The organism is Duganella sp. GW821-FHT01E12, assembly GCF_059422325.1.
Window position 1 is genome coordinate 110515 of record NZ_JBWKWR010000016.1, and the last position, 12442, is coordinate 122956.

A 12442-nucleotide genomic window follows, 5' to 3' on the forward strand; every position below is an offset into this window, starting at 1 on the left:
CCGCCGCCAAGCGGACGGCTATTTGTAGTCGTCCGGCGTCAGCCCGTACTTTTGCATCTTGTAGTACAGCGTCTGCTTCGGCACGCCCAGCGCGGCGCTCACTTCGGTGACGCTGCCGCTGGCCCTGCGCAATTCCTGTTCGATGACGGCGCGTTCGAAGCAGCCCACCTGCTCCGCCAGCGGCAACGGCGCCAGGCTGCGCGCCGACAGCAGGCCGTCGGCCCCGCTCGACAAGCCCAGCACGAAGCGCTCGGCGATGTTGCGCAGCTCGCGCACATTGCCCGGCCAGTCGTGCGCCATCAGCGCCTGCATCAGCGGCCCCGGCACCGGCGGCGCGCTGCGCTTGTAGCGCGCCGCCGCGCCCAGCAGGAAGTGCTCGAACAGCAGTGGGATGTCTTCGCGCCGCTCGCGCAGCGGCGGCAGGTTCAGCACGATCAGGTTCAAGCGGTAGTACAGGTCGCTGCGGAATTTCTGCTGGTCCGACCATTCCTTCAGGTCGACCTTGGCCGCGGCGATCACGCGCACGTCCACCGGCACCGGGCTGTTCGAGCCCAGCCGTTCGACGTAGCGCTCCTGCAGCACGCGCAGCATCTTCACCTGCAGCGCCATCGGCAGGCTTTCGATCTCGTCGAGGAACAGCGAGCCGCCGTCCGCGTGCTCGATCTTGCCGACCTGGCGCTTGGCGGCACCGGTGAAGGCGCCCGATTCGTGGCCGAACACTTCGCTTTCGAAGATGGTCTCGGGGATGGCGCCGCAGTTGAGCGCGACGAAATTGCTCTGGTGCCGGCGGCTGAACTGGTGCAGGCAGCGCGCCACCATCTCCTTGCCGGTGCCGGTCTCGCCGTAGATCAGCACGTCGGCCGGCTCGTCGGCCAGGTCCAGGATCAGGCGGCGCAGGTCGCGCATCGCGGCCGAGTCGCCCAGCAGGGTGGCCTCGATGCCCTCGCCGTGCTCGATGCGGTGGCGCAGCGCCGCCACCTCCAGCACCAGCCGCCGGGTTTCCATCGCGCGCTGCACCACGTCGGTCAGCTGCTCCGACGAGTACGGCTTGGCGATGAAGTCGTAGGCGCCGTCGCGCATGGCGCCCACCGCCATCGTGATGTCGCCGTGGCCGGTCACCAGCACCACCGGCAGTTGCGGGTCGATGGCCTTGACGGCGGCCATGAGGTCCAGCCCGCTCATGCCGGGCAGGCGCACGTCGCTCACCACCACGCCGTCAAAGCCCGGCGTGATCAGCGGCAGCGCCTGCTCGGCGGTGTGGAAGGCTTGCACCTCGATGCCCGCCAGGTCCAGCGCCTGCGCGCTGCCCGCGCGCACGGTCGGGTCGTCTTCGATCAGTAATACTTTCATGCTGTCTCCCGCTCCGCAATGGGCAATTCGATGATAAACCGGGCGCCGCCCGCAGTCGTGGCTTCGGCCAGCAACTGGCCGCCAAATTCGCGGATGATCTGCTCGGATATCGCCAGTCCCAGGCCCAGGCCCTGCCCTTGCGGTTTTGTTGTGAAAAATGGTTCGAATAGGTGGCGGCGTATCGCCTCGGGAATGCCCGGCCCGGTGTCCGAGACGGCGATCAGCGCCTTCTGAAAACTGCGCGTCACGCTCACCGTCAGCTGGCGCGTCTCGCAGCCGGCCATGGCGTCGAGCGCGTTGGTGAACAGGTTGACCAGCACCTGCTCCAGCCGGTTGCTGTCGCACAGCGCGTGCACGTCCGGGCTCTGCATCGACATGCGGAAGTTGACCCGCTCCTGCTCCACCCGCCGCTCGACCAGGAACAGCGCGGCGGTGATGGCGGCCGCCACCGGCACCGGCTGCAGGCTGGCGTCGGACTTGCGGGCGAACTGGCGCAGCTGGCCGGTCAGCGCGCCCATGCGTCCGACCAGCTGCGAGATGGTCGCCAGGTTGTCCTTGGCCTCGTCCAGCCGGCCGCGCTCGATCAGCACGCGGGCGTTGTCGGACATGGTGCGCAGCGCCGTCAGCGGCTGGTTCAGCTCGTGCGTGATGCCGGCCGACATCTGGCCCAGCACCGCCATCTTGCCGGCCTGGACCAGCTCGCTCTGGGCCTGCCGCAGCTTCTGCTCGGCCTGGCGGCGCACGACGTTCTCCTCGCTCAGGCTGTGGGTCATCTGCTGCAGGCTGGCGGTGCGCTCGGCCACCATCGATTCCAGGTGGTCGTAGGCGCGCTGCAGGTCCAGCCGGGCGCGCTGGCGTTGCCGGCCCAGCCGGCGGCGCTGGCGCGCGTACAGCACCAGCATCAGCAGCAGCGCCTCCGACAGCCAGGTGAAGATGAAGGCGTTGCGGGCGCTGGCCTCGGCCGGCGCCAGGTCGGACAGGTAGACGAACTGCCACTTGCGCGGCGCGAGCGAACGGGTCTGCCCCAGCATGCGCATGTGCGCGGCCGGCGCCGGCGTGGCGACGATGGCGGCGCCATTGTCGAGCTTGCGCAATTCGCGCAGGCCCAGCGGCAGCAAGGCGTGCGAGAAATACTGGCGCGACACTTCCAGCTCCTGCAGCACGGCCGGCGACAGCGGCGCCAGCGCGCGGTATTTCCAGTCCGGCTCGGAACTGAGGAAGACCACGCCGTGGGCGTCGGTCAGCAGCACCTTGTCGCTGCCCTGCACCCAGCCGCTTTCCAGCTTCTCGATGTTGACCTTGACGGTGGCCACGCCCAGCATGCGGCCGTTGTGATAAATGCCGTGCGCGAAGAAGTAGCCCGGCTCGCCGCGCGTGGTGCCGACGCCGTAGAAGCCGCCCGGCGTGCGCCGCAGCGCGTCGCGCACGTAGGGGCGGAAGGCGACATTGTCGCCGACAAAGCTGTCCGGCTCGCGCCAGTTGCTGGCCGCCTGCGTCACGCCCTGCAGGTTGACGATGTAGATGGTGGTCGATTTGGACAGGTGGTTGACCTGCTCCAGGTAGGCGTTGACCTCGGCGCGCAGGGCCTCGTCGTCGGGCCGCTGCAGCAAGGCGATCACGTCCTTGTTGAGCTCCAGCGTGCCGGGCAGGAAGTCGTATTTGGACAACAGGTTTTCCAGGCTGACGGCGTAACCGTCGAGCCGCTGCGCCGCGGCCAGGCGCAGCTTTTCGGTGGCGGCGTTCTCGGTCCAGCGCCAGGCCAGCAGCGCCACCGCCAGGCAGCACAGCAGCAGCAACACCCACAGCGCGGCCCGGCGCAGCAGCCGGCGGCCCGGCCGAGACGGCATGACGGTCTGCAGCGCTACTGCCATGTTCTCCTCTGTTGTTATCGTCAGTTCATACGCCCTCATTAAAACACATGACGCACACCCAGGTTCAGTCCGGTTGTACCGGTACCACTATCGGTCGCCGTGCCGACGTGGAAATTGGCGCCGTTGCGGTTGACGATGTGGCCGTACGCGGCGTACAGGTCGGTGCGCACCGACAGTGGATGCAGGTAGCCGATCGCGGCCTGGCGGGCGCGCTGGCGCGGCGACGAGTCGTCGCGGTGGTCGATGTAGGAGGCCAGCAGCTTGTCCGCGCCCACCGACACCGTCACGCCCAGCAGCGCGTCGCGGCTGCCGACGCCCAGCAGGTCCTGGTTGCGCGAGTAGGCCGCGTGGCCGGTGACGTCGCCGTAGCGATAGCGGCCGCCCAGCATGGTGTAGCGGGTGTGCGCGGTGGCCAGGGCGTTGTCGCGCTGATGGTGGGTCAGTACCAGGCTCAGCGGGCCGTTGTCGTAGCTGGCGGCGCCGCTGATGGTGCGGTTCTTGCTGCTGTCGCCGGGGGTTTCGCCGAAGCCGTACAGCACGTCGGCCGAGAAGCCGTTGTACTTCTTCGTCATGTATTCGACCGAGTTGTCGACCCGCGTGCTCGGGAAGAAGATGTTCTGCACATTGCCGGCGAAGCCGGTGCCGAACGGATCGATCACGTCGCGCAGGGCCTTGAAGTAAGGCATGTACTGGCGGCCGGCGCTGATGGCGCCGGCCGAGCCGGACAGGCTCACATAGGCCTGGCGGCCGAACAGCAGGCCGCCCTGCCCGGCGGTGCCGGTGTCGATGTTATAGCCGTTCTCCAGCAGGAAGCCGGCGCTCATGCCGCCGCCCAGGTCTTCCTTGCCCTTGAAGCCGAGGCGCGAGCCGGAGCCCACGCCGCTGCTGACGTTCTGCGTGTTGCCGGCTGGGCCGCCGCGCTCCAGCACCAGGCCGGCGTCGGCGATGCCGTACACGGTGACAGTCGATTGCGCTTGCGCCACGGCCGTAACCAGTCCCAGCGCCAGCGCGCTCATCACATACTTTCGCATCTTTCAATCTCCTCTAATTATTTTTTCAAGCCGCGCGCATCGTGGCGACGACAGGTTGTTCCACTTCTGGTTCCAAAGCGCCTTCCCATTTCGCGACCACGGCGGTGGCCACGGCGTTGCCGACCGCGTTGGTGGCGGAACGGCCCATGTCCAGGAACTGGTCGATGCCCATCAACAGCAGCAGGCCCGCTTCGGGGATATGGAACTGGTTCAGCGTGGCGGCGATCACCACCAGCGAGGCGCGCGGCACGCCGGCGATGCCCTTGGAAGTCACCATCAGCAACAGCAGCATGGTGATCTGGGTGCCCAGCGACAGGTCGATGCCGTAGGCCTGGGTGATGAACAGCACGGCGAAGGTGCAGTACATCATCGAACCGTCCAGGTTGAAGGAGTAGCCCATCGGCAGCACGAAGCTGGAGATCTTGCGCTGCACGCCGAACTGGTCAAGCGCTACCAGCAGTTTCGGATAGGCCGCCTCCGAGCTCGCGGTCGAGAAGGCCAGCAGGAAAGGCTCGCGGATCAGGGCCATCAGGCGGAACACGCGCTTGCCGATGAACAGGAAGCCGCCCAGGATCAGCAGCGCCCACAGGCAGACCAGGCCCAGGTAGAAGCCGCCCATGAATTTGGCGAAGGTGGCCAGGATGCCCAGGCCGTTGGTGGTGATGACCGAGGCCATCGCGGCGAACACGGCCAGCGGAGCCAGGTTCATGATGGCGCCGGTGATGCGCAACATCACCTGCGCCAGCTGGTCGATGACGGCGGTCAGCTTGGCGCCGGCCTCGCCCATCGCGCTCAGCGCGCTGCCGAAGAAGATCGAGAACACCAGCACCTGCAGGATCTCGTTGTTGGCCATCGCCTCGATCGGCGACTTCGGCACCATGTGGGCGACGAAGTCCTTCAGCGTGAAGGCCGAGGTCTTCAGGCCGGTGGCGGCGTCGACCGCCGGCAGCGGCAGGCCCAGGTGGGTACCCAGCTGCAGGAAGTTCGACAGCAGCATGCCCAGCGTCAGCGACACCAGCGAAGCGATCACGAACCAGCCCATGGCCTTGATGCCGACCCGGCCGGCGGCCTTGCCGTCGCCCATGTGGGCGATGCCCACCGCCAGCGTGGAGAACACCAGCAGCGAAATGATCATCTTGATCAGACGCAGGAACACGTCGGTGGCGATCGAGATATTGCCGGCGATACTGGCGCTGAGCGCCTTGTCGGGGAAGGTGTCATGGCAGGCATAGCCGACACCGATGCCGAGCACCATGGCGATCAGGATGTAGAGCGTTAATGGGCGTTTCTTTTTCACTTGGCTTCTCCAGTTTTTTGTTGTCGTCACCGCTCAGCGTGCGCCGGCGGGTCTGGGCTACATAGCAATGGCTGTGCCAGCCTTTGACAGACAAAAATTCGGAAGCAAGTCCTTGATTCTAAATATAATTCATTTTAGCAACATTTTGCGGGACGGCGGAAGCGTCCCGAAATCCAAACGCCCCGAGCCGGCCTTGTATGGAAAGTTGGACGGCCGTCAGCCGGCCGGCGGCGTCTGGCTCCACTCGAACCAGCCGCCGTCGTAGACGCTGATGTCGGGCCAGCCCATCAGCCAGGCATAGAAAAAGGCCATCGAGGCGCGCCAGCCGGTGCCGCAGTAAAACGCGGTCGGCGTGCCGGGCAGGATGCCGTGCTCGGCCCACTGCGCGGCGATCTCGGCCGCCGGCTTCATGCTGCCGTCGGCCTGGTGATAGGCGCTCATGCTGTTGACGTCGCCGTCCTCGCCCGCCCTGCCCCAGCGCGCGCCGGGGATGTCGCCGGCGGCGATGTAGTGGTAGCCGGAGGCCCGGCCGGCGAATTCGGCGCGGGTGCGGATGCTGGCCAGCACGCCGTCGCCGCGCGCCAGCAAGGCACGCGCCTGCGGCGTGCCGATCAGGTATTCGGGATGGGCCGGGAAGGCGCAGCCGAAGTCGGTGACCGCGACGCCGGCCGGTGCCGGCCCGCGAACGCAGGCGTGGCCGCCCGCCTGCCAGCGCGCGTAGCCGCCGTCGAGCAGGCGCACATCGGCCACGCCGGCGTACAGCAGCAGATGCGCCAGCCGCGCGGCGGCCAGGTTGTTGCGGCCGTACAGGACGACGGTGGTGTCGTGGCGCACGCCGCGCGCCAGCAGCAGCGCCAGCAGCGCCTGGTCGGCCACCTTGTTCCACAAGGGCAGCTGCTCGATGCAGGCGGTGTCGAAGTAGGACGCGCCCGGAATATGAGCCTGCTCGAACAGCACCGCCGCGCCGCAGCCGACTTCGAACAGGCGCCAGTCCGCCGCCGGGGCCGCCTCGACCTCGGCGCCCGCGACCAGCGCCGCCAGCCAGGCCGGCGCGACGAGCTGGCGCCAGCGGACCAGGTCCGGTCTAAAGTCGGTGGCAATATTGTCGGCGAAACCAGAAATCATACGATGGGGCGTTGGGTCGGGGTGACGGCTCGATATTTTACGCGATCACATAGCAGCGGTATGCAGCAACCGCCTTGTCACCACAATTGCGAATGCTTCTCATTTGCGATAATATGCGCGTTTCCGCCGCCCAGAAAGCCAAACATGCGCAGTCCCACTTATTTCCGTCTTTGCTATGCCCTTCCCCTGGCTTGCCTGGCCGGCGCCGCCGCCGCCCAAACCGCCGAGGACGAGGTGCTGCAGACAGTCAAGGTCACCGCCGCGCGCGCCCAGGGCCTGCTGCCCCGGACCACCGAGGCCGGCAGCTTTCGCGGCGCCGACATCATGGACGTGCCGTCCACGGTCAACGTCGTCACGCGCGAGCTGCTGGAACGGCAGGCCGCCGCCGGCCTCTACGACGCGGTGCGCAACACCGCCGGCGTCACGCGCCAGCAGAACGGCGGCGATACCTGGGACCAGCTGGTGATACGCGGCATCGCCGTGGAGAACCGCACCAACTACCGCCTGAACGGCTCGCTGCCCATCATGAACTTCTCGCAGGTGCCGATGGAGGACAAGGAGCGGGTCGAGGTGCTGAAAGGCGCGTCCGCGCTGTACTACGGCTTTACGTCGCCGTCCGGCGTGGTCAACTTCGTCACCCGCCGCGCCGGCGCGACGCCGGTCACCAGCGCCGGCCTGACGCTGGACCAGCAAGGCAGCGCGGTCGCCAGCGCCGACGTGGCGCGCCGCTTCGGCGAGCGCGGCGAATTCGGCGTGCGCGTCAACGCCGCCGGCGGCACGCTGGGCTCCTACCTGCGCGACGTCGGCAACGGCAACCGCGGCTTCGCCTCGGCCGCGCTGGACTGGCGCGTCAGCGGCCGCCTGCTGCTCAAGGCCGACCTGGAGCACGACCGCCGCCGCGTGACGGAGCAAGCCGCCGTGATGCTGCCGGCCGCCGTCAACAACGTCATCAGCCTGCCGCGCGCGGTCGATCCGCGCGCCCTGGTCGGCCCGGACTGGGCACGCTTCGAAACCAGGAGCGACAACGCCCAGCTGCGCGCCGATTACGCGCTGGCCGGCGACTGGGCCGTGACGCTGGAGGCGGGCCACTCGGAAACCGCGCGCGACCGCACGCTGCCCATCTTCCGCCTGAATAACGCGGCCGCGCTGCAGACCGGCGCCGGCCGCATCACCGGCAACATCCAGCATCAGGTGACGGCGTCGACGCTGCTGCGCGCCGAGCTGGCGGGCACGGTCGCCACCGGCGCGCTCACGCACGAGCTGACGCTGGGCGCCGCCCACACCGGCAAATCGCAGGATCCGATTTACCAGCGCAACTACACCATCGCCGCGCAGAACCTGTACAACCCGGTGGCGATCCCGCTGGCGAGCGTGGTGTTCGGCGCAGCGCCGGCGACGCCCACCACGGCCGAACTGAAGACGCGTGAAACCGGCGTCTACGCGCTGGACCGCATCGTCCTGTCGCCGCAGTGGCAGACCGTGCTGGGCCTGCGCCACACCAGCTACCGCAGCGACCAGGGCGACAATCGCTACGACGTCGGCCAGACCACGCCCATGGCCTCGCTGATCTACAAGCTGTCGCCGGCGCTGTCGTTGTACGCATCGGCCGCGCGCGGGTTGGAGGAAGGCGAATCGGCGCCCACCGGCACGGTCAACCAGGGCGTCAAGATGGCGCCGGGTGTCAGCAAGCAGCGCGAGCTGGGCGCGCGCTGGCTCGGCGGCGGCGGCACGCTGGTGTCGGCCGCGCTATTTGACATCCACCGCCCCGGCTACTACACCAACGCGGCCAATGTGTTCGTGGCCGACGGCGCGCAGCACTATCGCGGGCTGGAGCTGTCCACGCAGGGCACACTGACGCGCCGCTTGTCGTGGCAGACCTCAGCCCAGCTGCTGGACCCGGCATTTGAAAATACCACCGCCGCCTACAACGGCAAGGCGCCGGAGAACGCCTCCCGGCGCACCGCCAGCGCCTTCCTCGCCTATGACGTGAATGCCCTGCCCGGCTGGTCGGTCAACGGCGGCGCCTACTACTACAGCGCCCGTCCGGTCAACGATCTGGACCAGGCCTTCCTCGGCGGCGTGACCTTGTTCAGCGCCGGCGCGCGTTACGCCACCAGCATCGGCGGCAAGCGCGCCACGTGGCAGCTGAATATCGAGAACCTCGGCGACAAGCAGTACTGGGCCGGCGCCGGCACGCGCCTGGCCGCCGGCGCGCCGCGCCTGGTCAAGCTGGGTGTGAAGGTGGACTTGTGATTATTCGAAGCGGTAGCTGAGCGCCACCAGGCCGGAATCGAGCGAGCGGTGGCGCACCGCAGGGTTGCTGCGGATCGCATCGTCCAGCCAGGTGCGGCGCACGTTGACGACCAGGTACCAGTGGCCGCTCAGGCGCGCCTCCACCAGCAGGCCGGCGAACGGGTTGCTGGCCGAGCGGGCCACGCCGTCGTAGTAGCGAACGTAATTGGCCGAGCGGTATTCGATACCGGCTTGCGGATAAAACGCGAAGCGGTCGTGATCGATCTCGGCCGCGTACATCAGGTCGAGCATGGTGCCGTGCGATTTGCCGAGGTCGCGATACACGTTGGCCATGAAGGCGCCCACCGGCGTGACCTGCAAAGTGCCCAGTCCCAGCGGCACCGACGAGCGCAGCCGCTCTTGCGGCGGCGCGCTAGCGCGGTAGCCGTCCTCCAGCACGCGCGTCAGCAGTTCGACGCTGCCGTAACCGGCCGGCGCCAGCTTGACGCCGAAGGTGTCGATACGCGCGAACGCCGGGCCGTATTCGAAATTGGCGTACGGGACGGCGCTGGTGCTGCGCGATTGCGCCGGCACCGCGACCGGCGAACTGCTGATGCCCAGCCCGATGTCGCCGACCAGGCGCGGCGCCTGATCCTGCGCGGCTTGCTGCTGCGCCTGAGCGCAGCCGGCCGACAGCACCAGCAACGCGGCCCAGCGCCGCAGTCCAGCCCTCATCGGAACGCACCGACGATCAGCGCGACGTTGCTGCCGCCGAAGGCGAACGAGTTCGACATCGCCGCCTGCAGCGCCACGCCGCGCCGGCCTTCGCGCGGCACGAAGTCGAGGTCGCACTCGGGATCGGGCTGATCGAGGAAGGCGGTCGGCGGCACCGCGCCGTGGCGCACCGCCTGCGTGGTGATCACAAATTCCAGCGCGCCGGCCGCGCCCAGCGTATGGCCGTGCATGGACTTGGTCGAGCTCACCAGCAGATCGCGCGCCAGCGGCCCGAAGGCCTGCTTGATCGAGGTGGCCTCGGCCAGATCGCCGGCCGGGGTGCCGGCGCCGTGGGCGTTGATGTAGCCGATCGCCGATGCCGGCAGGCCGGACTGCTCCAGCGCCTGGCGCATGGCCCGTTCCTGGCCGTCGGCGTCGGGCTTGGTGATGTGGGTGGCGTCGTTGCTGGTGCCGTAGGCGACCAGCTCGGCCAGGATGGTGGCGCCGCGCGCCTGCGCCGATGCCAGCGATTCCAGCATCACGGCGGCGCCCGCCTCGCCCAGCACCAGGCCGCCGCGTCCGGCCGAGAACGGCCGGCACGAGCGCTCGGGGTGCTCGGCGTCGAGCGGCGCCAGCACGCGCAAGGCGTCCCAGGCGCTGACCACGCCGTAGCACAGCAGCGCTTCCGAGCCGCCGGCCAGCACGCGGTCGGCGTAGCCGTGGCGGATGTGGCGGTAGGCCTCGCCGATGGCCTGGGCCGACGACACGCAGGCGCTGCTGTAGTTGTTGACGCTGCCCTTGAAGCCGCAGCGCAGCGCGATCTGCGCGGCCGCCGCGTTGGTCATGCCGGCCACGACCGACATCGGCCGCACCCGGGTTTTGCCGTCGATGAACAGGTCGACGTAGCCGTGTTCGACCGTGCCGGCGCCGCCCATGCCGCTGCCCCAGAACACGCCGCTGCGCTCGGGCGCGACGCTCGCGTCCAGGCCCGACTGGGCCAGCGCCTCGCTGGCGGCGGCCCAGCCCAGCAGCGAGAAGCGGTCGAAGATCGGCAGCTCGGAATTCTTGACCAACTCGGGCAAGGGGCCGCGGATTTGCGCGGCCGGCGTGTCCGGCCGCTGGCGGTCGCCGGCCACCTGCAGCAGGCCGATGCCGCTGTGGCCGGCCAGCGCCTGTTCGAAGTTGCGGTCGGCGCCGACGCCCAGCGACGAGATCGCCCCGAGGCCGGTGATCACCACGCGCTGCGCGGTCATGCGCTGGTGGCCTTGTTGGCCAGGTAGCTGTCGATCTGGTCGGCGATGTCCTGCACCACCACCAGCTTCGGACGCTCGTCGCCCACTTCGATGCCGAACTCTTCTTCCAGGTCGAAAATCAGCTCAATCACGGTCAGCGAATCGGCGCCCAGCGCTTCGAGTTCGGTTTGCGGCTGGATGGTGTCTTCGGGAACGTCCAGGCTCTTGGCCAGCAGTTTGGCGACGGTGGGAAATGAATTCATAAAAAATAGTCTCAGATTAATTGGTGTTAAGCGCGGTTCAGCAGCGCGTCCTCGGACGGCAGATGCTGGTTGAAAAACGCGACCGTTTCGTCGGCCACGAGTTCCTTCTCATTGTCGAGGGTGATGATGTGGTAGCTGTTGTGCAGGATGACCTTGCGGCGGCTCGGCGAGCTGATGCTGCGCTCGACCAGGTCGGCGCTCTTGGTGCTGGCGACGTCGTCCTCCTCGGCGTGGATGATCAGCGCCGGCGCGACCACCTTGGACAGCTGCGCGCGCACCTGCTTGATCAGGCGGTGCGCCTGGAAGATGCCTTCGGCCGACAGGCGCGAGGCGCCGGCCGCCGACGAATCGCTGACCTTCATTTCGCGGGCGATCCAGCGCCGCAGGTTTTCGTTCTTCAGCCCGTAGGGATAGCGCTCTTCGTACGAGTACCAGTGGCGGGCCGGCGTGTAGTACGCCAGCGGCAACAGGAAGCGGTACTTGGGGATGCTCCAGCCGTCGTAGGACAGGGTCGTGGCCAGCAGGCCGAGGGCCGCGATTTCGTCGCCGCGCTCGATCGCCAGGCGCAGCGCCAGCACCGCGCCGATGCACAGCCCCACCACCGACACGCTGGCGTGGGTCTGCTTGAGCTGATCGAACAGGCGTGCGACTTCCTCGTACCATCGCTCGCTGCGGGTGGTACGGTAAGAGTCGGCCTGGCCGGACGAGTAGCCATATCCCGGGATGAGCGGGATGACAACGGTGTAGCCTGCACGTTGCAGGCGCTTGCCCACATACTGCATTTCCAGCGGGTTGCCCAGCAGCCCGTGCAATGCCAGCACGGCATGCGGGCCGCCTGCCAATTCAATAGTCTTCATACTACCCTGTTCAAGAAAAGCTTTTTATTGTTGACCGTGGGGCGGTCATCAGTCGCTGTTGCCGCGAGCGTTAAAAAATGGGTTCATCATACCCTCGTTTGACACAGAAACTCCAGTAACCGCTGCACCGGAATGCCATCGACATGCTGGTTTTTTTTGCCGGGGTGCGCATCACGCAACCGGATAGTTCGGTGTGATGGCGGATGCGAGGACTTGGATGCCGTGGGAAATTGCGAGGATATAAACTGGTCCGACCGATTTGGATGACGAATTTTAGCCATTCGCGGCTCCCGGTGGCATGATCACTTCATTACAGATTGGAAAGGTTCGCCGCGCCGTAAAACACCGCCTTTTGCTTTGCGCGGTCCTTTGCTATAATGCGCCCCGCACACAGGGGGGTATAGCTCAGCTGGGAGAGCGCTTGCATGGCATGCAAGAGGTCAGCGGTTCGATCCCGCTTACCTCCACCA

The 12442-nt window shown here is 67.5% G+C and carries 10 protein-coding genes and 1 tRNA gene; 2 read left to right on the forward strand and 9 right to left on the reverse strand.

The features are described from left to right. Positions 1–18: 18 nt before the first annotated feature. The 5 genes from AC07WS_RS28905 to AC07WS_RS28925 form a co-directional block, all read right to left on the reverse strand. A complete protein-coding gene (locus AC07WS_RS28905; protein WP_494732383.1) occupies positions 19–1350 on the reverse strand; it encodes a sigma-54-dependent transcriptional regulator in 1332 nt (443 codons plus the stop codon). Further along, the gene (locus AC07WS_RS28910) at positions 1347–3221 is read right to left on the reverse strand and encodes a sensor histidine kinase (RefSeq protein ID WP_494732384.1); all 1875 of its coding nucleotides are present in this window, start codon (positions 3219–3221) and stop codon (positions 1347–1349) included. The genes AC07WS_RS28905 and AC07WS_RS28910 overlap by 4 nt, the downstream gene beginning before the upstream one ends. 38 nt (positions 3222–3259) lie before the next feature. Further along, complete coding sequence (locus AC07WS_RS28915; protein WP_494732385.1) at positions 3260–4252, reverse strand: porin; 993 nt, start codon at positions 4250–4252, stop codon at positions 3260–3262. 25 nt (positions 4253–4277) lie between these two features. Then, a complete protein-coding gene (locus tag AC07WS_RS28920) occupies positions 4278–5549 on the reverse strand; it encodes a dicarboxylate/amino acid:cation symporter (protein WP_494732386.1) in 1272 nt (423 codons plus the stop codon). A gap of 216 nt (positions 5550–5765) precedes the next feature. Then, positions 5766–6674, reverse strand: coding sequence for a sulfurtransferase (locus AC07WS_RS28925; protein ID WP_494732387.1), 909 nt, complete (start codon positions 6672–6674; stop codon positions 5766–5768). 144 nt (positions 6675–6818) lie between these two features. On the opposite strand from AC07WS_RS28925, the gene AC07WS_RS28930 reads away from it, so the two are divergent. Next, complete coding sequence (locus AC07WS_RS28930; protein ID WP_494732388.1) at positions 6819–8927, forward strand: TonB-dependent siderophore receptor; 2109 nt, start codon at positions 6819–6821, stop codon at positions 8925–8927. Here the strand turns inward: AC07WS_RS28930 and AC07WS_RS28935 are convergent, their stop codons facing one another. Genes AC07WS_RS28935 through AC07WS_RS28950 form a run of 4 tightly spaced genes read right to left on the reverse strand, consistent with a single transcriptional unit; the run spans position 8928 to position 11972 of the window. Continuing rightward, entirely contained in the window at positions 8928–9641 is a 714-nt protein-coding gene (locus tag AC07WS_RS28935; RefSeq protein WP_494732389.1) for a MipA/OmpV family protein, read from the reverse strand. It lies immediately after the preceding gene. Further along, on the reverse strand, positions 9638–10873 hold the full coding sequence (locus AC07WS_RS28940) for a beta-ketoacyl-[acyl-carrier-protein] synthase family protein (protein WP_494732390.1): 1236 nt from the start codon (positions 10871–10873) through the stop codon (positions 9638–9640). Before AC07WS_RS28940 ends, AC07WS_RS28935 begins: the two co-directional genes overlap by 4 nt. After that, complete coding sequence (locus AC07WS_RS28945) at positions 10870–11115, reverse strand: acyl carrier protein (protein ID WP_494732391.1); 246 nt, start codon at positions 11113–11115, stop codon at positions 10870–10872. The genes AC07WS_RS28940 and AC07WS_RS28945 overlap by 4 nt, the downstream gene beginning before the upstream one ends. Before the next feature lie 26 nt (positions 11116–11141). Beyond that, complete coding sequence (locus AC07WS_RS28950) at positions 11142–11972, reverse strand: alpha/beta hydrolase (RefSeq protein ID WP_494732392.1); 831 nt, start codon at positions 11970–11972, stop codon at positions 11142–11144. A gap of 394 nt (positions 11973–12366) precedes the next feature. Here AC07WS_RS28950 and AC07WS_RS28955 point away from each other — a divergent pair. Then, a tRNA-Ala gene (locus AC07WS_RS28955) sits at positions 12367–12442 on the forward strand.